Origin of the sequence: Ferribacterium limneticum (assembly GCF_020510585.1) — a bacterium.
In the GTDB taxonomy this organism is placed as follows: Bacteria; Pseudomonadota; Gammaproteobacteria; order Burkholderiales; family Rhodocyclaceae; genus Azonexus.
In genome coordinates, this window is the sequence record NZ_CP075190.1 from 2,798,165 (window position 1) to 2,820,648 (window position 22,484).

The 22,484-nt window shown below is 60.3% G+C and carries 20 protein-coding genes; 9 read left to right on the top strand and 11 right to left on the bottom strand.

What is annotated here, in order from left to right; translation table 11 throughout:
- Positions 1-18: 18 nt before the first annotated feature.
- The 3 genes from KI613_RS13470 to KI613_RS13480 all read left to right on the top strand — a co-directional run bounded on the left by KI613_RS13470 (position 19) and on the right by KI613_RS13480 (position 3,833).
- Entirely contained in the window at positions 19-510 is a 492-nt protein-coding gene (locus tag KI613_RS13470) for a hypothetical protein (RefSeq protein WP_226400311.1), read from the top strand.
- A complete protein-coding gene (mnmC, locus tag KI613_RS13475; protein ID WP_226400313.1) occupies positions 510-2,444 on the top strand; it encodes a bifunctional tRNA (5-methylaminomethyl-2-thiouridine)(34)-methyltransferase MnmD/FAD-dependent 5-carboxymethylaminomethyl-2-thiouridine(34) oxidoreductase MnmC in 1,935 nt (644 codons plus the stop codon). Before KI613_RS13470 ends, mnmC begins: the two co-directional genes overlap by 1 nt.
- A gap of 117 nt (positions 2,445-2,561) precedes the next feature.
- Positions 2,562-3,833, top strand: a complete 1,272-nt coding sequence (locus KI613_RS13480; protein ID WP_226400315.1) for an O-acetylhomoserine aminocarboxypropyltransferase/cysteine synthase family protein — start codon at positions 2,562-2,564, stop codon at positions 3,831-3,833.
- Between the two features lie 195 nt (positions 3,834-4,028).
- Here the strand turns inward: KI613_RS13480 and KI613_RS13485 are convergent, their stop codons facing one another.
- The gene (locus KI613_RS13485; RefSeq protein ID WP_226400317.1) at positions 4,029-4,568 is read right to left on the bottom strand and encodes a hypothetical protein; all 540 of its coding nucleotides are present in this window, start codon (positions 4,566-4,568) and stop codon (positions 4,029-4,031) included.
- A 357-nt stretch (positions 4,569-4,925) separates the two neighbouring features.
- Between KI613_RS13485 and KI613_RS13490 the strand changes: the two genes are divergently transcribed.
- The 6 genes from KI613_RS13490 to KI613_RS13515 all read left to right on the top strand — a co-directional run bounded on the left by KI613_RS13490 (position 4,926) and on the right by KI613_RS13515 (position 10,921).
- Positions 4,926-5,510 carry a TetR/AcrR family transcriptional regulator gene (locus KI613_RS13490; RefSeq protein ID WP_226400319.1) on the top strand — a complete coding sequence of 195 codons (585 nt, stop codon included), beginning with the start codon at positions 4,926-4,928 and terminating at the stop codon, positions 5,508-5,510.
- A gap of 107 nt (positions 5,511-5,617) precedes the next feature.
- On the top strand, positions 5,618-6,700 hold the full coding sequence (locus tag KI613_RS13495; RefSeq protein ID WP_226400321.1) for an alkene reductase: 1,083 nt from the start codon (positions 5,618-5,620) through the stop codon (positions 6,698-6,700).
- 63 nt (positions 6,701-6,763) lie between these two features.
- Positions 6,764-7,678, top strand: coding sequence for a DMT family transporter (locus tag KI613_RS13500; protein WP_226400323.1), 915 nt, complete (start codon positions 6,764-6,766; stop codon positions 7,676-7,678).
- Positions 7,675-8,676, top strand: coding sequence for an LLM class flavin-dependent oxidoreductase (locus KI613_RS13505; protein ID WP_226400325.1), 1,002 nt, complete (start codon positions 7,675-7,677; stop codon positions 8,674-8,676). Before KI613_RS13500 ends, KI613_RS13505 begins: the two co-directional genes overlap by 4 nt.
- Positions 8,677-8,710: 34 nt before the next feature.
- Complete coding sequence (locus KI613_RS13510; protein WP_226400327.1) at positions 8,711-9,886, top strand: iron-containing alcohol dehydrogenase; 1,176 nt, start codon at positions 8,711-8,713, stop codon at positions 9,884-9,886.
- A 102-nt stretch (positions 9,887-9,988) separates the two neighbouring features.
- Entirely contained in the window at positions 9,989-10,921 is a 933-nt protein-coding gene (locus KI613_RS13515) for a chitosanase (RefSeq protein ID WP_226400329.1), read from the top strand.
- A gap of 8 nt (positions 10,922-10,929) precedes the next feature.
- On the opposite strand, the gene KI613_RS13520 is transcribed toward KI613_RS13515, so the two are convergent.
- From KI613_RS13520 to KI613_RS13565, 10 genes are all read right to left on the bottom strand, one after another.
- Positions 10,930-11,175 (bottom strand): hypothetical protein, encoded by a 246-nt coding sequence (locus tag KI613_RS13520; protein ID WP_226400331.1) that lies wholly within the window; start codon positions 11,173-11,175, stop codon positions 10,930-10,932.
- The gene (locus tag KI613_RS13525) at positions 11,172-11,960 is read right to left on the bottom strand and encodes a secretin N-terminal domain-containing protein (RefSeq protein WP_226400333.1); all 789 of its coding nucleotides are present in this window, start codon (positions 11,958-11,960) and stop codon (positions 11,172-11,174) included. The genes KI613_RS13520 and KI613_RS13525 overlap by 4 nt, the downstream gene beginning before the upstream one ends.
- A gap of 26 nt (positions 11,961-11,986) precedes the next feature.
- Complete coding sequence (locus KI613_RS13530) at positions 11,987-13,234, bottom strand: HD domain-containing phosphohydrolase (protein ID WP_226400335.1); 1,248 nt, start codon at positions 13,232-13,234, stop codon at positions 11,987-11,989.
- Positions 13,235-13,238: 4 nt separating this feature from the next.
- Complete coding sequence (zapE, locus tag KI613_RS13535; protein ID WP_226400349.1) at positions 13,239-14,354, bottom strand: cell division protein ZapE; 1,116 nt, start codon at positions 14,352-14,354, stop codon at positions 13,239-13,241.
- Positions 14,355-14,449: 95 nt separating this feature from the next.
- Positions 14,450-15,874, bottom strand: a complete 1,425-nt coding sequence (gene lpdA / locus KI613_RS13540; RefSeq protein ID WP_226400351.1) for a dihydrolipoyl dehydrogenase — start codon at positions 15,872-15,874, stop codon at positions 14,450-14,452.
- 75 nt (positions 15,875-15,949) lie between these two features.
- The gene (gene odhB, locus KI613_RS13545; protein WP_226400353.1) at positions 15,950-17,176 is read right to left on the bottom strand and encodes a 2-oxoglutarate dehydrogenase complex dihydrolipoyllysine-residue succinyltransferase; all 1,227 of its coding nucleotides are present in this window, start codon (positions 17,174-17,176) and stop codon (positions 15,950-15,952) included.
- A gap of 24 nt (positions 17,177-17,200) precedes the next feature.
- A complete protein-coding gene (locus tag KI613_RS13550) occupies positions 17,201-20,041 on the bottom strand; it encodes a 2-oxoglutarate dehydrogenase E1 component (protein ID WP_404826930.1) in 2,841 nt (946 codons plus the stop codon).
- A gap of 99 nt (positions 20,042-20,140) precedes the next feature.
- Positions 20,141-21,439: a citrate synthase gene (gene gltA, locus KI613_RS13555; RefSeq protein WP_226400357.1), complete on the bottom strand. Its 1,299-nt coding sequence runs from the start codon at positions 21,437-21,439 to the stop codon at positions 20,141-20,143.
- Positions 21,440-21,522: 83 nt separating this feature from the next.
- A complete protein-coding gene (locus KI613_RS13560) occupies positions 21,523-21,768 on the bottom strand; it encodes an FAD assembly factor SdhE (protein WP_226400359.1) in 246 nt (81 codons plus the stop codon).
- Positions 21,768-22,478: a succinate dehydrogenase iron-sulfur subunit gene (locus tag KI613_RS13565; protein WP_226400362.1), complete on the bottom strand. Its 711-nt coding sequence runs from the start codon at positions 22,476-22,478 to the stop codon at positions 21,768-21,770. Before KI613_RS13565 ends, KI613_RS13560 begins: the two co-directional genes overlap by 1 nt.
- Positions 22,479-22,484 lie beyond the last annotated feature (6 nt).

Here is a 22,484-nt window from a genome sequence, read left to right on the forward strand (position 1 = left end):
TTTTCCCGGTAAATTCTGATGCAAATTCGTCAACTCCAAGTCGCTTGCGACCAAGTGCAGGATCGTCTTCTGTTGCGCATTTCCACGCAGGAAGACGAGGAATACCGGATCTGGCTGACCCGGCGTTTTCTGCGCGAACTGTGGCCGCACCTGTCCCGGCTGACCGGAAAGCAGGCGGTTGCGGCGCCGATTGTTGGTGAAGTTTCAGCCGATGATGCAGCCCATTTCGACCAGCCGTTTTCCGAAGAAAATGCCACCTACCCGCTCGGCTCAACACCGCTGCTCAGTAGCGAACTCAAGGTCGACACCCTGAGCGATGGCACCTTTAACCTGATCTTTCGCGAAGGCCGGGAGCGCAGTTTTCAGCTCGCCATGAATGTCGAGTTGCTGCAAACCCTGTGCGCCATGCTGCGGGCCGGTGCCGAACATGCGCAATGGAATCTGGCGCTCGACGACGCCCCGGTGCCAGCGAGCGCCACACCTGCCATAGACATATCGCGCCTGCATTAGTGGAAAAACTGCAGCCCGCCAAAATCGAATTCGTCGCCTACGGCACGCCCTACTCCGCCGCCTTCGACGACGTCTATCACTCCGCCCTCGGCGGGCCAACGCAGGCGCGGCATGTCTTTCTCGGTGGTAACGAACTGCCGCAACGCTGGCAGGGGCGCGACCGCTTTGTCATCCTTGAAACCGGCTTCGGCACCGGGCTGAATTTCCTCGCTGCGTGGCAGGCCTGGCGTGACGACCCGCAGCGCTGCCGGCGGCTACATTTCATTTCTTGCGAAAAATTCCCGTTGACCGTGGCAGACCTCGCCACCTGCCAGCAAGCCTGGCCGGAATTCGGCGAACTGGCGGCGGAACTGCAAAAACACTGGCCGCCTCTGGTACCCGGCATGCACCGCCTGCATCTCGACGGCGGCCAGGTCATTCTGACCCTGCTTTTCGGCGATGCCTCGACCCAGCTGCGCGCTATCGACGCCTCGGTCGATGCCTTTTTCCTGGATGGATTTTCCCCACAAAAGAACCCGGAACTGTGGTCGCCACAGTTCTGCAAGGGCCTCGCCCGCCTGACTGCACCGGGCGCGACGCTGGCCACGTGGACAGTCGCCGGCCACGTCCGCCAAGCCTTGAAAGACGCCGAGTTCGACGTCGAAAAACGTCCCGGCCCGGTCGGCAAGCGGCAGATGCTGGTCGGCCGCTTCCGTTCGCGCCGGCCGGATCGCCACCTTGCGCCGACGGATCGCCGGGCCATCGTCATCGGCGCCGGCATTGCCGGCAGCGCGACGGCCTACGCGCTGGCCGCCGCCGGCTGGCAGGTCACCGTGCTCGAACAGGCCGATGCCCCGGCGACTGGCGCCTCGAGCAACCTGGCCGGCATGCTGCGCCCGCTGCCCAGCGCCGACGACAACCGCCTGTCGCGCCTGACCCGCGCCGGCTTTCTCGCCACGCGCGCCCTGCTCGCCGGCTTGCCCGACGCCCGCTGGTCGCCCTGCGGCGTGCTGCATCTGGCGCGCGAGCCGGAACACGAAGCGCAGCAAAAGCGTGCCGTCGAACAACTCGGCTTGCCGCCCGACCTACTCCGGTTCGTCGACAAGGACGAAGCCAGCCAACTGCTCGGCCAAGCGGTAAATATCGGTGGCTGGTGGTTTCCGAACGGCGGCTGGGTGCAACCGCCCTCAGTTTGCAAGGCCGCACTGGCCGCTTTTCCCGAAAAAATCACGACCCGCTTCAATGCTACGGTCAACCGGATTTTTCGGCCAAAAACGGAATGGCAGGCGCTTGATGCGGCCGGCAATATCCTGGCCGAAGCGCCGGTTCTGATCATGGCCAGCGGCGCCGCCGCCCCGCGCTTCGAACAATTTGCCTGGCTACCGCAACGTTCCGGCCGCGGCCAGGTCAGCCATTTGCCAGCGGCGGCCGGCACGCCGCTCAAGGCCGTTCTGTTTCAGGTCGGCTACGCCATCCCCGATGTCGACGGCACGCAATTGATTGGCGCCTCGCTGTCCTACGAAGACGACGACACCAATGAGCGCGAATCCGACCACAGCGACAACCTCGCCCGCCTCCGCCTGACCCTGCCGGACTTCGCCGCCGGCCTCGACCCGGCCGCCCTGCACGGCCGCGTCGGCTTTCGCCCGATGTCGCCGGACCGCCTGCCCATCGTCGGCGCCGTCCCGGACACTCTGGCCGCCACACCCAACACCCGCCTCCACAATATCCCGCGCCAGCCCGGCCTGTGGTGCGTCCAGGGCTTTGGTGCGCGCGGCATCGTCTGGTCGGCGCTGATGGCCGACCTGCTGCTCAGCCAGATCGAAGGCGAACCGCTGCCGCTCGAGCGCGACCTCGTCGACGCCCTCGACCCCGGTCGTTTCATGATCAAGGCGGCACGCCATTCAGCCGAGACCTTTCCCGGCGATGAAGAAGCAAGCGAACCGTCAGCATGACGTTTGGGCATATCAATAGAACATATCCTTATTGGCGCTCGTCACCGGGCGCGCTAAGCTAGGCAGCCTGTTTCCCGACATCCCTTTTTCCACAACAACACCAAGAGAGACGCTCGCATGAAGATCGAAACCATCGCCGTCCACGGCGGCTATTCGCCCGACCCGACCACCAAGGCCGTGGCCGTGCCGATTTACCAGACCACTTCCTACGCCTTCGACAGCACCCAGCATGGCGCCGACCTGTTCGATCTCAAGGTCGCCGGCAACATCTACACGCGCATCATGAACCCGACGCAGGATGTACTCGAAAAGCGCGTCGCCGAAATGGAAGGCGGCATTGCCGCGCTGGCCATGGCCTCCGGCATGGCGGCCATCACTGCCTCGATCATGACCATCGCCGAAGCAGGCGACAACATCGTCACCTCCAGCACGTTGTACGGCGGCACCTACAACCTGTTCGCCCACACCCTGCCGCAATACGGCATCGACGTCCGTTTCGCCGACTACCGCGATCCGGAAGCCTTCGAAAAACTGATCGACGCCAAGACCAAGGCCGTCTTCTGCGAATCTGTCGGCAACCCGCTCGGCAACGTCACCGACTTCGAAAAGCTCGCCGAAATCGCCCACAAGCACGGCGTGCCGGTCATCGTCGACAACACCGTGCCCTCGCCCTACCTGTGCCGCCCCTTCGAGCACGGCGCCGACATCGTTGTGCACGCCCTGACCAAATACCTCGGCGGCCACGGCAACAGCCTCGGCGGCATCATCGTCGATAGCGGCAAGTTCCCGTGGGCCGAGCACAAGGCCAAGTTCAAGCGTCTCAACGAGCCGGACGTTTCCTACCACGGCGTCGTCTACACCGAAGCGCTCGGCCCCGCCGCCTACATCGGTCGCGCCCGCGTCGTGCCGCTGCGCAACATGGGCGCCGCCATCAGCCCGTTCAACGCCTTCCTGATCCTGCAAGGCATCGAAACGCTGGCCCTGCGCATGGACCGCATCTGCGAAAACGCGCTGAAGATCGCCCAGTTCCTGCAGAAGCACCCGAAGGTAAGCTGGGTCAACTACGCCGGCCTGCCCGAGCACAAGGACCACGCGCTGGTCCAGAAATACATGGGCGGCCGCGCCTCCGGCATTCTGAACTTCGGCGTCATCGGCGGCAGCGTAGCTGGCGGCAAGTTCCAGGATGCCCTGCAACTCGTCACCCGCCTCGTCAACATCGGCGACTGCAAGACCCTGGCCTGCCACCCAGCCTCGACCACCCACCGCCAGCTGTCGCCGGAAGAACTGGCCAAGGCCGGCGTTTCGGAAGACATGATCCGCCTGTCGGTCGGCATTGAGCACATCGACGACCTCATCGCCGATCTGGATCAGGCGCTCAACGCCGCCTGATCAAAAGGCACGCAACAAAAACCCGGCCTCGTGCCGGGTTTTTTCTTTGAAGCCGGCCAGTGTTGAGCCTGATTTTTCAGTCTGAAATGTGCCCATTGCTGCCATAGCCACCATTGAAAGGCGGTCACTCAGAACGTCTGCAATCGCCTACCGGCGCGGCTTCTTGCGCAGCTCCGGTGGATTAATTAGTTAGTCCTACGACCTTTTCCGAAGGTATGCGGTTCGGAACTTATTTCCTAGCGGAGTGGCCTCGTAATAAAGGAGACCGGCTTCATTAATGGTCTTCCCGGCCACGGCACATGTCAGCCCGGAAGAAACGAGGTGCTGCATCCATCCCGACTCCGATTTCTTAGGTGGAGTTTTTACTTCGATGAATTTCTGCAGGTCATCAGAGAAAGCTGCGTCGATAGCTTGGGCCATACGTCTCAGGTCTTGGCCAGAAATTACATTATCAATATACGCAAGGAAGAGCTTTGACAATATGGCAGGCTTGTCGAAGTCCGTCACGCGCTCAAGAACGAAAAAAAGCGTTTCGCCAATTCGTTTCGCTTCTTCGGGTGACGATTTGACCCGCGCACGCATTTTTTCTTTTTTCGAATCATCAACTGAGTCCACGCCAGATATGAATGCAGAGAGTTTTGCCGCAAATGCGCGCTCCCGAATCGAGTCTGCCGCCTTACAGATTTTGAAAGCCGTCCCGATAATCGGAATCTCAGAAATGAGGTCGCCCTTCATAAGGGTATCAGCGACCACCTCGGAGCTCTCAAGCACGGCCTCAAGAACAGTTCGGTCTTTGGATGGTGATGGTTTCATATAGCTAACAGTTATTCAGCCGCAGAAATGTCTGGGATATCGCCAACAATAAGGACACGGCTAAATCGCTCCAAACCTTTTGAATGACATTGAGATTATCCGATACGGGTCTCCTTATCAATCAGCAATCATACTGACAGTGCTAACGTCCGCTGTGCGGAGCTTTCTTGAGTAACCGCTCGCTGCCGATTGCCCGCGACCACCTGCACGCAATCTTGATTAACCCAGCAACTAAAAATTTACTAGACGACTGGTCTATTTTTCGGCAAACTACTTCCCATGAACACTCGTCACGACAACACGCGCCAGCACATTCTCGACACCGGTCTCGGCATTTTTGCCGGGAAGGGCTTCGCCAGCGTCGGTCTGAACGAATTGCTGAAGGCCGCCGGCGTGCCGAAGGGCTCGTTCTACCATTATTTCGAATCCAAGGAAGACTACGGCAAGGCCCTGCTCGAGGATTACTTCGAGCGCTATCTGGCCGATATCGACAGTCTGTTTGCGCTCGAATCAGCTTCGGGCCATGAGCGCCTGATGCGTTACTGGCAGCGCTGGCTGGACAAGCAGTGCACTGAATGCGCCGATCAAAAATGCCTGGTCGTCAAGCTCGCCGCCGAGGTCTCCGACCTGTCGGACACCATGCGCCTGACCTTGCGCGACGGCACCGACCGCATCGTGGACCAGATCGCCGGCGCCATCGAAAGCGGCGTCGCCGATGCCTCGTTGCCGGCGCTCGAAGCCCGGCCGACGGCGCAATTGCTCTATCAGCTCTGGCTCGGCGCCAGCCTGCTCGGCAAGCTGCACCGCAACAGCCAGTCCCTCGAAAACGCTATGCGCTTTACCAGACAGTTGCTGACGCCTTGAATCATTGAACATCCGACCACAGGCCGCATGCTGTTGCGGCCAATTTTTAACCCGAAACAATAGACGACCGGTCTAATTTTCATCAACTACCCATCAGGAGATTCAACATGACTAGCCTGTTCGACCCGATCCAAATCGGCGATATCGCCCTCGCCAACCGCATTGTCATGGCGCCGCTGACGCGCAACCGCGCCATCGCGGGCAATGTCGCCGGACCGCTGACCGTCGAGTATTACCGCCAGCGTGCCACGGCCGGCCTGATCATCGCCGAGGCCAGCCAGATCAGCCCGATGGCCCAGGGCTACCTCGCCACCCCGGGCATCCACAGCCCGGAACAGATCGCCGGCTGGCGTAAGGTGACCGATGCCGTGCATGCCGCCGGCGGCAAGATCGTCCTGCAACTGTGGCACGTCGGGCGCATTTCGCACACGTCGCTGCTGCCGGATGGCGCGGCACCGGTGTCCTCGACCGACAAGGTCGCCGAGGCCTCGACCTTTACCAGCGACGGTTTCGTCCCGGTGTCCACGCCGCGCGCCCTGCGCGACGACGAAATCCCCGGCCTGATCGAGGATTACCGTCGCGCCGCGCGCAACGCCATCGATGCCGGCTTCGACGGCGTCGAGCTGCATGCCGCCAACACCTATCTGATCGAGCAGTTCTTGCGCGACAGCGTCAATGACCGCAGCGGCCCTTACGGTGGCAGCATCGCCAACCGCGCCCGCCTGCTGCTCGAAGTCGTCACGGCAATCACCAAGGAAATCGGCGCCGGTCGCACTGGCATCCGCCTGAGCCCGATGACGACCTTCACGGCGCCGCTCGACAGCGATCCGCAGGCGCTCTACGGTTATGTCGTGGAGCAGCTGGCGCCGTTCGGCCTGGCCTATCTGCACGTGATCGAGGGCGAAACCGGCGGCACGCGGGCGCCCGAGGGCAAGGCTTTCGACTACGAAGCGCTGCATCGCGCTTTCCCCGGTGCCTGGATGCTCAACAACGGCTACTCGCGTGACTTGGCCATCGACAATGTCGCGGCAGGCAAGGCAAATCTGGTCGCCTTTGGCCGGGCGTTCATCAGCACGCCGGACCTCGTCCGCCGCCTGAAGGACAACCTGCCGCTCAACGAACTGCAGGCCGACAAGCTTTATGGCGGTGGGGCCGAGGGTTACACCGACTACCCGGCGCTGGCTGCCTGATTTCAATTGCCCCGCGCCCCGACCGGCCAACCGCCGGCCGGGGCCGTTTTTCCCGGAAACACCATGTCCGAATACCGCCGTTGGCTGCCCGCACTTGCGCTGATCGTCCTCTCGCTGACCTGGGGCTACACCTGGGTGCTCGCCAAGCAGGGCCTGGCCTACGCGCCGCCCTTCGCCTTCGCCGCCGAACGCTGCGTTGGCGCCGCGCTGGCGCTGATCATCGCAGTCAAGCTGAGCGGGCGTTCGCTGAAGCTGGTCGCCCCGCGCCAGACCATCGCCATCGGCCTGGCGCAAGTCTCGGGCTTCATGATTTTCCAGACCTGGGCGCTGGTTGAGGGCGGCCCGGGCAAGACGGCGGTGCTCATCTTCACCATGCCGATCTGGACGCTGCTGCTCGCCTGGCCGATCCTCGGCGAGCGCGTGCGCGGCAAGCAGTGGCTGGCCGCGGCGAGCACGCTGGGCGGTCTGCTCCTGATCATCGAACCGTGGGACATGCACGCCAGCCTGTTCAGCAAGTTCCTCGGCCTCATGGCGGCGCTGTGCTGGGCGACCGGCACCATTCTGATTAAGCGTCTGCGCAGCAAGACGCCGGTCGACCTGCTGACTCTGACCACCTGGCAGATGATCATCGGCGCCGTGCCGCTCGTCCTGCTCGCCTTGATTGTTCCCGAGCATCCGACCGATTGGAGCGGCAGTTATGTCGGCATCCTCATTTTCATGTCGATCGGCAGTACGGCAATGTGCTGGTGGCTGTGGATCTACATCCTCGACCGCGTGCCGGCCTGGGAGGCCAGCCTGTCGATACTTGGCACGCCGGTGGTGGCCATTCTTTCGTCGCGCCTGATCTTCGGCGAGGCCTTCAAAACCAGTGAAATCGCCGGCATTGTGCTGATCGGCAGCGGCCTGGCCCTGCTCTCCCTGCTCGGCTGGGCGGCGAGCCGGCGCGATCCGGTAAAACAGCTTGAGGAGGCCGCATGAACACCCTGCACGACACCAAACTTTCGATGCTCGACCTCGTGGCCATCCGCGAGGGCGGCACGACGGCCGAGGCACTGGTCATCGCCCGCGATACGGCGCGCCATGTCGAGAAGCTCGGCTTCACCCGCTACTGGCTGGCCGAACACCACAACATGCCGGGCATCGCCAGTTCGGCGACGGCCGTGCTGGTCGGCTATATCGCCGGGGCGACCAGCCGCATCCGCGTCGGTTCGGGCGGCATCATGCTGCCCAACCACGCGCCGCTGGTCGTTGCCGAAGCCTTCGGCACGCTGGCCGAGCTCTATCCCGGGCGGATCGATCTCGGCCTCGGTCGCGCCCCGGGAACCGACCAGCAGACGATGCGCGCGCTGCGCCGCGACCGGATCGAAACGGAAGCCGATTTTCCACGGGCAGTCAGCGAACTGCAGCAATTGCTCGGCCCCCGTTTGCCGGACCAGAAGGTGCTCGCCGTGCCCGGCAACGGCACCGAAGTGCCGATCTGGTTACTTGGATCAAGCCTGTTCTCGGCCCGCCTGGCGGCCGAACGCGGCCTGCCCTATTCCTTCGCCTCGCATTTCGCGCCGGCCATGCTGCTGCCGGCCATCGACATCTACCGGCGCAATTTCCGCCCCTCGGCCAAACTCGACAAACCCTACGTGATGATCGGCGTGCCGGTCATTGCCGCGCCAACCGACGACGAAGCGGAGTTCCTGGCCAGCAGCACCTACCAGCGCGTTCTCGGCATCCTGCGCGGCGACCGTCGCTGCCTGCCACCGCCGATTGCCGACTACCTGAGCGGCCTGCACCCGCAGGAACGTTCTGGCATCGCCGATTTTCTCGGTGCAGCCGTCGTCGGCGGGCCGGACACGGTGCACGATGGCCTGCTGGCGCTGAAAGAAGCGACGAGGGCCGATGAAATGATCCTGGTCAGCGATGTGTTCGACCCGGCCCTGCGCCTGCGTTCACTTGAAATCACCGCCAGTTTTTTCGCACAATAAGCCGCCGTTCAGCGCCAAGCCAAGGAGACAGGCAATGCCGCACATTTTCGAATTCAGCTACCACAACCCGACGCAAATCCACTTCGGCCCGAACAGCTTTGCCAAACTGGCCGAGCTGATTCCACGCGAGGCCAAAGTGCTGCTGCTTTACGGCGGTGGCTCGATCAAGCAAAACGGCGTCCATGCGCAAGTTCTTGCGGCGCTGGCCGGGCACACCGTGGTCGAATTTGGCGGCATCGAGCCGAATCCGACGCTCGAAACACTGACTTCCACGGTCAACCGGATAAAAGAGCAAAAAATAGAATTCATTCTCGGTGTTGGCGGCGGCTCGGTCGCCGATGGCGCCAAATACGTCGCCTGTGCAGCGCTTTATGACGGGGATGGCTGGGATATCGTCAGCGGCAAACATGTCCCGACACAAGCCCTGCCGGTCGGCGTCGTACTGACCCTGCCGGCCACCGGCTCGGAATCGAATGCCGGCGCGGTCGTCACCCGCAAGGCCACGCATGAAAAGCGCGTCTTCTTCGTGCCGCCGGCCCGGCCGCGCTTCGCCATTCTCAACCCGGATGTGATGGCCAGCCTGCCCGATCGACAACTGGAAAACGGCCTCGTCGATGCCTTCGTTCATGTCTGCGAGCAATACCTGACCTACCCGGTCGGCGCCCTCGTCCAGGATGGCTATGCCGAAGCCGTGATGAAGGCTCTCAAGACGCTGGCCGACAGCTTCGCCCAGCGCCACGAAACCGCGTGGCGGCAAAACATGATGTGGTCGGCCAATCAGGCACTGTGCGGCGTCATCGGCCTGGGCGTTCCGGTGGACTGGGCAACGCACCGCATGGCCGTCGAGCTGACCGCCCTGTACGGTATCGACCACGGCCGTACCCTGGCGATCATCCAGCCCTGGCTGTTACGCGAAACGATCGAAGCAAAGCGGGCCAAACTCGAGCAGATGGGCCGCAATGTCTTCGGGCTGAGCCAGCCGAGCGCCGAGGAAACCATTGCTGCGCTGGAAACCTTCTACCGCAGCCTGAACATGCCGGTCCATCTGTCCGACACCGACGTCAGCGACCCCGACGCTGCAGCGCACGTCATGCAGGCCCTGCGCGACCACGGCAATGCCGCCCTGGGCGGCCATGCCGAACTCGACGATGCGAAAACTGAGCGAATAATCCGCGCCGCCTGCACAAAACAGGAGCAGACAAACAATTGATCTGAAACGCCTTTGGCACCGGGACGGGCATGCCATAGTGCTATCCTGATCGGAAAATTGGAATATGATCAGCCGACCAACCTGGACGGAAGGAGTATCACCATGCTGACCCCGACTCAGAAGCAAACGGCGCAATCCATCGTCAACCTGTTCGAAACCGGCGTCGTGCTCGGCGACTACGGCAGCGTTACCGTCATTCCCGGCGACACCGGCCACCTCACTTTCGGACGCTCGCAAACGACGCTGGCCTCGGGCAATCTGCTCGACCTGTTGCAGCGCTACTGCACCAACGACGGTGCTCGTTTCGGCGCCCGACTATCGCCCTGGCTGCCGCGTTTCGCGGCCACCGACCTCGGCCTCGACAACGAGTTGCGTCTGCACAACCTGCTGCGCGCGACGGCCGACGACCCGATCATGCGCGAAACCCAGGATCAGTTTTTCGACGAGGTTTACTGGCTGACGGCAGCCCGCATCGCCGCCAACCTCGGTATCACCTCGGCCCTCGGCACGGCGGTGGTCTACGACAGCACCGTGCACGGCTCGTGGAAAGCCATGCGCGACCGCACCATGGCGCAATCCGGCAGCCTTGCTGCACTCGGTGAAAAGAAGTGGATCGCGGCCTACGTCGCGACCCGCCGCGCTTGGCTGACAAATCATCCACGCAGCGATTTGCGCAAGACGGCTTACCGGATGGATGCCTTCCAGCGCCTGATCGAGCAAGGCTACTGGGGGCTGGAACTGCCGCTCGTCATCCGCGGCGCCGAAATATCGCCGAGCACCCTGCGCGCCACACCACCCGGTTGCTACGACGGCCCGCAGCCCGGCACCCGCACCATCTCGCTGCAAAGCCCGCTGGCCCGCGGCCTCGACGTTCGCCTCGTGCAACTCGGGCTGTCCGAGCAAGGCGTGCCGATCAAGGCCGACGGCATTTTCGGCCAGACCAGTGCCAATCTGCTCAAGCAGTTTCAGGCAAAGAAGGGGCTACCTGCCACCGGCGTCGCCGACGCGGCCCTGATCGGCCACCTGGTTGAATAGCCGGCGTTTCAGGCTTCGGCTTGCGGGCCCTCTGGCGGCAACGGCGGTTGCGGCCGGCTCGTGACGTAGAGCACGACGGCGCAAGCACCGAGGAAGACCACCGAAGCCAGGGCGCTCGGCACCCAGGTGTCGGCCAGCCCGCGCTCCATCCACAGCCAGATGAACAGGCCAAAAGCCGGCAAGGCCAGCAGGGCGCAAAATGCTGCCGTGACCAGTGCCACTTTTTGCCCGATATGTCGTTTCAATTTGCTCACTCGACTTCCTCTACCATCAGCCAGATTGAGCGATTGTCACGCGCGTCGCTAGTTGAAAGAGTGAGCGCGCCGCCCTGATTGCCTGATGCCTGGCGACCGCTGCCGCCCACTTCTATCCATTCGCCGAGCCGCCCGGAAACGGTCGTCGACAGCTGCTGGCTGTTGATGCTGCCGTAGCCGCCCTGACTGGCCGCCTGCTGGCTGATGTCGAGCGTCACCCGGTTGCCGTTCACGCGCGGCACGGCGTAAAAGCCGCGACCGACATCCTGATAGACGATGTTTTCATTGATCACCGCGCCCCCCGGGCCAATTACGACCTGGCGCATCGGGATGGGCAGCGAACGGCCGACCTGGATGAAAGCCGGCCCGCCTTCAACGGTCTGCACCATCTGCGCCGCACTCTCGCCGCGCACGCTCTTGGTGTCCCAGACAGTCGCCCCGACATGGCTGCGCCGGGTACTGCCGAGAACGACCTGACCGCTCGCCTCGGCACCGCGCGCGCTGTCTTCGGCCTGACGGTTTTGCGAAACACGAATGATCAGCCGCCGGGTCGGCTTGTCGATGGCAGCCAGCGCTCGCTTGATGTCCGCCCGATTGCGTGGCGAGGCCTTGAGAAAAAGCTGGTTGTTCATGCCAGTCAAGGTGCCGCCCGGCTCGACCAGCGGCAACAAGGCCGGCAGCACGTCTTCGACATTCTTGCTCTTGAGCTCGATGACCTCCATCTGCTGGGCCCACAGCGAGGTGCTGAACAGGCAGGCCAGCAGGCAAAGAATGCGAAGCATCATGGACGTTCTCCCGGCGGCGTTAAGAGTCATTCAAGACAGACGGCGATCCGGTGACATTCGGCCAGATCGTCGGCAACCAGACGGACAACACCTGGATCGGCGCGCCCCAAATCGGCACGCTCCTGAAGGATGGCCAATATCTGGTCCGGTGTCATTGATTTGCGATAAGGACGGTCCTGCGCCAGCGCCTGAAAGATATCGGCGACATTGATGATGCGCGCTTCTATGGGCAGCGCGACGCCACCGATATGGAACGGGTAGCCGTGACCATCCGGCGTTTCGTGATGCAGCGAGGCCCAGCGCGCGATTTCGGCGATTGCATGCAGCCGTTTGAGGACCTGCAGCGTCCCGTAGCTGTGGCTCTTCATGATGTCGAACTCATGCGCCGTCAGGGCGCTTTCCCCCTCGATGATCTCGTCGGGAATCTGCAGCTTGCCGATATCGTGCAGCAAGCCGGCCACTTCAATTTTCTCGCAGGTGATGGGGTCAAGTCCGAGCCGTTCGGCGAGATGGCGCGACAGCCGCGCAACGCCTTGCGAATGCTGCTCGGTGTAAGGCGATTTGGCGTCGATGATGCGCGAAAAAATGGTCGCGCACTGCTTGAACTCGGACCAGCCGATCATCTTCAGGTCGCCATGAGATTCCATCTCGACCTGGTACTGCTGCACCCATTCCGGCTGCAAGGCCAGCCAGAAAGCCTCTTCCTGCGAGATGAGCTCGAAGGCATCGACCAGTTCGGGCGAAAACAGGCGCCCGCGCGCCGAGGCCAGACGGGCACGAATCTCGTCGGCATGCGACAGGACACTCTGGTCGGCATGATAGGGCGCGGCCAGGACATCAATGCGGTCGGCCAAATAGATCAGGTTGGCGAAACGCGCTGTATCACCCGGCAGAGTCTGCGTTTCCAGCCATTCCCAGGCGCTGTGGTGATAACGGATAATCGGGGCGAGATGCGCCAGCGGCTGAAAGTTGGCCAACAATTCGTCGCCGCGAATGCAATGCTCTTCGGCCCCATCCCATTCCAGATCAACCACTAGGCGATGATGAACCCGCGTCGATGACACGCCGCAATCGTGCAGCAGGCCGGCATCGTAAAGAATCAGCTGGTCCGCTTCGCTCCATCCCATGCGGATGGCCATCTCGCGTGCCAGCATGCCAACCCGGCGGCCGTGCATGACATCGTCGACGCCCACCAGATCGACCGTGTTGGCGATGGTCATCACCAGTTGCCGAAGATCGATGGCCAGATCAGCGGGGAGCATTGTTTCAGTCATTTGATCAGCTAACCATATGGGGCAAGGCCAAGTACTCCCTGGAGTTCATTTCGGTCAGACGACTCACGGTACGGGCAAACTCGCTGGCCTGCGTGCCCTCGGTGTAGAGCCCTTCAGCCGCACAGTCGGCAGTGATGATGAGCTTGACCTTGTGGTCGTAGAAAACGTCAACCAGCCACGTAAAGCGACGCGCTTCCGAGGCTTGGTGCGTGGTCATTTTCGGAACATGAGAGAGGAGTACGGTGTGGTATCCACGGGCGATTTCGAGATAGTCGTTTTGCGAACGCGGTCCGCCGCACAGGGTGCGGAAATCGAACCAGATCACGCCATGGCCGCGCCGCACGGTCTCGATGTCGCGACCCAGAACCTCGATATGCCCGCCCTTCTTGCCGGCATCACCATCGACCATCTTGAAGTAGTCGAGCATTTTCTTCTCGGCCGCGGCATCGGCCGGGTGGTGATAGATCTCGACCTGCTCAAGTGCCCGCAAACGGTAGTCGGTCCCGGCATCAACCTCGAAGACATCGAGATGCTTGTTGAGCAGTGCGATGGTCGGCAGGAAGCTCTCCCGATGCAGGCCGTTCGGATACAGCATGTCTGGCGGATAGTTGGAAGTCATCACGATGATGACCCCCTGGGCGAACAGGCCATCCATCAGACGGCCAAGAATCATGGCGTCGGCGATGTCGGAGACGTGGAATTCATCGAAACAGAGCAGGCGCACTTCCTTGGCGATCTGCTCGGCCAGCCTCAGCATCGGATCGGGTTCGCCCTTGTATTTTTCGAGGTCATGATGAATCTGCTGCATGAAGGCATGGAAGTGGATGCGCCGCTTGCGCCGATAGGGCACCGAGTCGTAAAAGCAATCCATCAGGAAGCTCTTGCCACGACCCACCCCGCCCCAGAAATAGACGCCTTTCGGCGGCTTGGGCGGCGACAGCAGGCGCTTGAAGGTGCTGCCACGGTCAACCTTGAAAAAGAGCAAATTTGTATAGAGGCTCTGCAACGCCATCGCCGCCGTCATCTGGGCAGCATCGGCAATGTAGCCACGGGCATCTAGCAGGTTTTTATAGGCGTCGAGCATGCCCTGCGCGGCGACATTGAGTTTTTTATGGGGCATTTTGGTGAATCAGTATTGGGGGTAAAAACGTATTCTGCCAAAGAAAAAGGCGGGTGCGTTGCCGCAACCCGCCTTTCTGGCAAAGAACAGTCAGCTTAGAAGTGCAGCGGACGCTTGTCGCAAGCCAGGGCTGCTTCGTGCACCGCTTCCGACAAGGTCGGGTGAGCGTGGCAGATGCGGGCCAGATCTTCGGAAGCGCCACCGAATTCCATCGCTACAACGGCTTCGGAAATCAGTTCGGAGGCATTGGCACCGATGATATGAACGCCGAGGATGCGGTCGGTCTGCGCGCAGGCCAGCATCTTGACGAAACCGGACGGCTCGCCCATGCCCAGCGCACGGCCATTGGCCATGAACGGAATTTTGCCAACCTTGTAGGCGACGCCATCCGCCTTCAGTTGCTGCTCGCTCTTGCCAACCCAGGCGATTTCCGGGGCGGTATAGATGACGCCCGGAATGGTGTCAAAGTTGCAATGGCCAGCCTGACCGGCCATCAATTCGGCAACCATGACACCCTCTTCCATTGCCTTGTGCGCCAGCATCGGGCCGCGCACGACGTCGCCAACAGCCCAGACGCCCGGGAGATTGGTCTTGCAATGGCCATCGACTTCAACCATGCCGCGATCGGTCAGCTTGAGGCCAACCGCTTCGCCATTCAGGCCGTCGGTGTTGGGAATGCGACCGATGGAAACGATCAGGCGGTCGGCGTCGAGCTTCTCGGCCTTACCGTCCTTCGTTTCATAGGCAATCGAGACGCCCTTCTTGGTCGTCTTGATGTCGCCAATCTTGACGCCGGTCTGGATATTCAGACCCTGCTTGGTGAACAGCTTGAGCGCTTCCTTGGCAATATCCTGATCGGCAAAAGCCAGAAAGTCGGGCATTGCTTCGAGGATGGTAACTTCGGAACCGACGCGACGCCAGACCGACCCCATTTCCAGGCCAATGACGCCGGCACCGATGATGGCCAGCTTCTTGGGCACGGATTCCTGATTCAGGGCGCCCTCGTTATCCATGACCATCTTGTTGTCGACCGGCACGTTCGGCAGGTGACGCGGCTTGGAGCCGGTAGCGATGATGACCTGCTTGGCCAGGACCTCGTCGGCGCCAACCTTGACCTTGTACAGATCGCCTTCCTTGCCGACAAAGGAACCGTGGCCGTTGAGCATGGTGACCTTGTTCTTCTTGAACAGACCCTTGATGCCGGAAGTCAGTTGGGTAACGATGGTGTCCTTGCGGCCCTTCATGACCGGCACGTCGATCGTCGCCTTGCCGACCTTGATGCCTTGGGCTTCGAAGCTGTGGCCGGCTTCCTCGAACAGGTGCGAGGTGTGCAGCAGGGCTTTGGACGGAATGCAGCCGACGTTCAGGCAGGTGCCGCCGAGGCGCGGTTCGCCCTTCGGGTCGGCATACGGATTGGATTCGCAGCAGGCGGCGGAGAAGCCGAGCTGGGCAGCGCGGATGGCTGCGACATAGCCGCCAGGACCACCACCGATAACGAGCACGTCAAATTGCTTGGACATGTGTAAACCTTTCAGATTTCAGATGTGCAAAAGCGCCAGCGCCCTTTGCGGGACACTGGCGCCGGCCAACGTCGATTAGACGCCGAGCAGCAAGCGGGAAGGATCTTCCAGCGCTTCCTTCATGGTCACCAGACCGAGGACGGCTTCGCGGCCGTCGATGATGCGGTGATCGTAGGACATGGCCAGATAGTTCATCGGACGCACAACGACTTGACCGTTCTCAACCATGGCACGGTCCTTGGTGGCATGGATGCCAAGAATCGCAGACTGCGGCGGGTTGATGATCGGAGTGGACATCATCGAACCGAAGATGCCGCCGTTGGAGATCGAGAAGGTGCCACCGGTCAGATCTTCGATGGTCAACTTGCCATCCTTGGCTTTGGAACCGAACTCGGCGATCTTCTTCTCGATTTCGGCGATGCTCATCTGATCGGCATTGCGGATGATCGGCACGACCAGACCGCGCGGCGAACCAACAGCGATACCGATGTCGATGAAGCCGTGATAGACAATGTCATTGCCATCGACCGAGGCGTTGAGGATCGGGAACTTCTGCAAGGCAGCACAGGCGGCCTTGACGAAGAAACCCATGAAGCCGAGGCGGACGCCGTGGGCCTTTTCGAACTTTTCACCGTACTGCTTGCGCAGTGCCATCATCGGGCCCATGTTCACTTCATTGAACGTGGTCAGAATGGCATTCGTCTGTTGCGATTGCAGCAGACGCTCTGCAATGCGGGCGCGCAGACGGGACATCGGTACACGCTGTTCGGTGCGATCACCCAGAGCAACGGTAACCGGCGGCGTCGGCATGGCAGCCTTGGCAGCAGCCGGAGCAGCAACCGGGCCAGACTTCGGCGCAGCGGCAACAGCATCTTCCTTGGTAACGCGACCACCACGACCAGAACCGGCGACGTCAGTGGCAGCAATGCCCTTTTCGTCGAGAATCTTACGGGCCGACGGGCTGGCCGTACCAGCCGGTGCGGCAGCAGCGGCAACCGGAGCGGGGGCAGCGGCGGCCGCTTTCGGCGCTTCAGCAGTTGGTGCAGCAGCACCCGCCTTGGCTTCGGTATCGATACGGGCGATCAACTCACCGGAGACAACGGTTTCGCCGTCAGCCTTGATGATTTCGACCAGAACGCCAGCAGCCGGCGACGGCACCTCGAGAACGACCTTGTCGGTTTCGATGTCGATCAGGATTTCGTCGCGAGCAACAGCCTCGCCGATTTTCTTTTTCCAGGAAGCGAGCGTGCCTTCGGCGACGGACTCGGAAAGCTGGGGAACTTGAACTTCGATAATGCTCATAGTGACTCCACTCTGCTGTAGTTATCAGTACTCGATCTTGCCCAGTGCGGACTCGACCAGTGCCTTTTGTTGCTCGTTATGTTTGGCCAGATAGCCAACCGCCGGTGAAGAGGAAGCCGGACGAGACACCAGCAACATCTTCTGCTTGGTACCCAGCTGGGTATCCAGATGGTGACGCGAGGCGATCCAGTACCAGGCGCCCTGGTTGCGTGGCTCTTCCTGGGTCCAGACCACTTCGGTCGCCTTCGGATACTTGGCCAGTTCCTTCTCGAGCGAATCCTTCGGGAAGGGATACAGCTGTTCAACGCGAACGATGGCGATATCGGTGATCTTCTTCTCACGGCGCGCTGCCAGCAGGTCGTAGTAAACCTTGCCACAGCAAAGGATTACGCGCTTGACCTTCTTGGCATCGAGCTCATCGACCTCGCCAATAACACGTTTGAACTCGCCGGTGGCCAGTTCTTCCATGCTGGAGGCAGCATCCTTGTGACGGAGCAGCGACTTTGGCGTCATGACGATCAGCGGCTTGCGCTGCATGCGGACACCCTGACGGCGCAGCATGTGGAAGACCTGAGCTGCCGTAGTTGGCACACAGACTTCCATGTTCATTTCGGCACAGGCCTGCATGTAGCGTTCGAGACGGGCTGAGGAGTGCTCTGGGCCCTGGCCTTCGTAGCCGTGCGGCAGCAACATCACCAAACCACAGGCACGACCCCACTTGGCTTCGCCGGAAGCGATGAACTGGTCGATGACGACCTGGGCACCGTTGGCGAAGTCGCCGAACTGGCCTTCCCAGATCACCATTTCATACGGATTGGCCGAAGCGTAACCGTAGTCGAAAGCCAGAACGGCTTCTTCCGACAGCACGGAATCGTAGCACTGGAAGCCCGCCTGCTTTTCCTGCAGATTCTTCAGCGGATAGTAGGTACCTTCATCCCAGTTTTCGCGATTCTGATCGTGGAAGGCAGCGTGGCGATGGAAGAAGGTGCCACGGCCAACGTCTTCACCGGAAATACGAACACCATAGCCTGAAACCAGCAATGAGGCATAGGCGAGGTTTTCAGCCATACCCCAGTCGACCGGTAGCTTTCCCTCGCCCATGGCGGCGCGATCTTCGGCAATTTTCTTGACGCGGGAATGTAGTGTGTAGCCTTCCGGGAAGGTCGTCAGTGCCTTGGAGAGGCGCTTCAATTCCTTCATCGGTACGGTGGTATCGCAGGTTTCGATGTAGCCCTTGGTCAGGAACGGCGTCCAGTCGATAGTCATCGGGTGCTTGTAGCCAGCCAGCACCGGGTTGTAGAGCAACTCGCCCTTATCGAGGTGTTCGCGATATTCCTTGATCATCTGATCAGGACCTTCGGCCGGCAGCACGCCTTCGGCAATCAGACGATCGCCATAGAGCTTGCGGGTACCCGGATGCTTGCTGATGATCTTGTACATCAGCGGCTGGGTAACCATCGGTTCGTCCTGCTCGTTGTGACCAAGCTTGCGGAAACAGATGATATCGACGACGACGTCCTTCTTGAATTCCTGACGGAACTCCATGGCCAGTTGGGTAACCAGTGCGACAGCTTCCGGATCGTCGCCATTGACGTGGAAAATTGGCACATCGGCCATCTTGAAAATGTCGGTACAGTAGTGGCCTGAGCGATAGTCACGCGGGTCGCTGGTCGTGAAGCCGATCTGATTGTTCACGACGATATGCAAGGTGCCACCCGTGCCGTAGCCACGAGTCTGGGCGAAGTTGAGCATTTCCTGATTGACGCCTTGACCGGCCACTGCTGAGTCGCCATGCACGACGACCGGCAGCACCTTGGACTTGCCGTCTTCACCACGACGAACCTGGCGAGCGTATACAGAACCCTCGACCACCGGATTGACGATTTCAAGGTGCGAGGGATTGAAGGCCAGCGTCAGGTGGCACGGGCCTCCCGGCGTCGAAACGTCGGACGAGAAACCCATGTGGTATTTGACGTCACCAGCCGACAGATCGCTCTTCTTCTTGCCTTCGAATTCGGCGAAGAGCATCGACGGGGCCTTGCCCAGCGTATTGACCAGCACGTTCAGACGGCCACGGTGAGCCATCCCGATAACGACTTCGTCAATGCCCAGCTTGCCACCGGTACGTATGGCTTCGTCCATGGAAACGATCAGTGATTCACCGCCTTCCAGCGAGAAACGTTTCTGACCAACATACTTGGTATGCAGGTAGCGCTCCAGCGTCTCGGCTGCGGTCAACCGCTCCATCAGGCGTTTTTTCTGGTCGGCAGAATAGGTCGGGCGCGAACGAATACCCTCGAGACGCTCCTGCAGCCAGCGCTTCTCGTTGTAATCCGACATGTACATGTACTCGACACCGACAGTGCCGCAGTAGGTCTGCTTCAGGGTTTCAAGGATATCGCCAAGCCTGGCAATTTCCGGGAGCCCTTTCAGGGAGCCAACGCTAAACGACTGATTCAGATCAGCATCGGTGAAGCCATAGAACGACGGCTCAAGTTCGTCAATTTTTGGACGTGGCAAGCGCTTGAGCGGATCGAGGTCGGCCCAACGCGTGCCGATCGAGCGATACGCCGTAACCAACTGGCCAACTGCGGATTGTTTCTTGTTATCGCCACCGGCAGCAGGAGCCGGGCGGAAGCCACCATCTTTGGCCAGTTCGGCAAAGGCAGAAATCACCGGTGCATGCGCAACGTCACGCGCAACAAAGCCCGGCATCTGTGCCAGACGGTCAAAGTACTCGCGCCACTCTTCAGGCACGGCAGTCGGGTTGTTCAGGTAGTTTTCGTACAGCTCTTCTACAAACGGCGCATTTCCGCCAAAGTACATCGTGCTGTCGAACAAATTATTCATCGTAGTCATAGGCATCCCCTCAAGGGTATTTTTTTCCACTGTAGCCACAGATAGCTTGGTCACAAGTTTCCGCAGGTAAAAAAAGGGCGGCCACACGGCCGCCCAATTTCTTTCTTAGCCGCGTTGGGCGAGCGGCACTACGTCGCGCTTTGCTGCACCCATGTACAGTTGACGCGGACGACCAATCTTGTATTCCGGATCGGTAATCATTTCTTCCCACTGCGTCATCCAGCCAACCGTGCGGGCCAGCGCAAAGATGCAGGTGAACATTTCGGTCGGGATGCCGATGGCCTTCTGGACGATGCCAGAGTAGAAGTCGACGTTCGGATAGAGCTTCTTCTCGACGAAGTACGGATCTTCCAGAGCTATCTTTTCCAGTTCCATGGCCAGCTTGAAAAGGCGGTCGTTCTGCAGCCCGAGTTCGGAAAGAACGTCGAAACACACCTTGCGCATGAGCTTGGCGCGCGGATCGAAGTTCTTGTAAACGCGGTGACCGAAGCCCATGAGCTTGAAGGAATCGTTCTTGTCCTTGGCGCGATTGATGTACTCACCAACCTTGGAGACGTCACCGATCTGCTCGAGCATCTGCAGACAGGCTTCGTTGGCGCCGCCGTGTGCCGGGCCCCACAGACAGGCGATACCGGCAGCGATACAGGCAAACGGATTGGCACCGGACGAACCAGCCAGACGAACGGTCGAGGTCGAGGCGTTCTGCTCGTGATCAGCGTGCAGCGTGAAGATTGTATCCAGCGCGTTAACCAAGACCGGGTTCGGCTTGTACTTTTCGCACGGATTGCCAAACATCATGCGCATGAAGTTGGCGGTGTAATCCAGGTCGTTGTCCGGATACATGAACGGCGCACCGGTGTTGTACTTGTAGGCCATGGCGACGATGGTCGGCATCTTGGCGACGAGGCGGTTGAAGCTGACATTCCGGTGCTCGGAATCGGAAAAGTCCATGGCATCGTGATAGAAAGCTGACAACGCACCGACAACGCCAGTCATGACGGCCATCGGGTGAGCATCGCGACGGAAGCCAGAATAGAATTTGGTCAGCTGCTCATGCACCATCGTGTGATTCTTGATGGTGCTTTCAAACGAAGTCTTTTGCTTGGCATTCGGCAATTCACCGTTCTTCAGCAGATAGGTGACTTCGAGGAAGTTGCAGTTCTCAGCCAGCTGCTCAATCGGATAGCCGCGATAAAGCAATTCTCCCTTGTCACCGTCAATGAAGGTAACAGTGGACTTGCAGCTAGCGGTAGAAAGAAAGCCGGAGTCATAAGTAAACAGTCCGGTCTTGGCACCCAGGGTGCGAATATCGATGCAATCGTTGCCGTGCGTCGGAGTCATAACCTGGAATTCGACGGGAGCCTGTCCATCGATTGTCAAAATTGCCTTGCGTTCAGTCGTCATGGAGTCATCCCTTTACAGGTGTTGGTTGTAACTGCAATGCCAAAAAAGCGGTCAACATTCGAAAGATAGAATGTAAACCTTACTCAACTCTTACGAATTAGCGTCACCATGTGCGCCAAGCGGGGATCGTCGATCTCTGCCTTGCCTGTCAACAAGTCCCAGAGATCGTAATCCTCCATGTCAGCGAGCACCACAAACGCCTGTTGCTGATCGTCGTCAAGCTTTTCAAACTCACCACCATCCAGGAAACGCGTGAGGGTGATATCAAGCTCAAGAAGCGCGCGACGAATACAACGCCAGCGCAGACGTTCGTAGTCCGCTCTTTCCATCAGACGGCGCGACGAACCATCATGTCCTTGATCTTGCCAATGGCCTTGGTCGGGTTCAGACCCTTCGGGCACACGTCAACACAGTTCATGATGGAGTGGCAACGGAACAGTCGATACGGGTCTTCAAGATTATCGAGACGCTCGTTGGTCGCCTGATCGCGCGTATCGGCGATGAAACGGTAAGCCGCCAGTAGTCCGGCCGGGCCGACAAACTTGTCCGGATTCCACCAGAACGACGGGCAGGCGGTGGAACAGCAGGCACACAAGATGCATTCATACAGGCCATTCAGCTCTTCACGATCCTCAGGCGACTGCAAACGCTCGCGCTCTGGCGGAGGATCGTTATTGACCAGGTAAGGCTTGATCGAGTGGTACTGCTTGAAGAACTGGGTCATATCCACGATCAGATCGCGAATGACTGGCAACCCCGGCAGCGGACGCAGCACGATAGGCTGCTTCAGGCTGTCGATATCGGTCAGACAAGCCAAGCCATTCTTGCCGTTGATGTTCATGGCATCTGAGCCACACACACCCTCACGACAAGAGCGACGATAGGAGATTGCGTCATCCTTGGCCTTCAGCTTGGTCAACGCATCCAACAGTTTGCGGTCAGTCGGTTCGAGTTCAACCGAGATGTCCTGCATGTAAGGCGCGTCATCCTTGTCCGGATCGTAGCGATAGATACTGAATTGAACCATGCGTTTGCTCATTCTCAA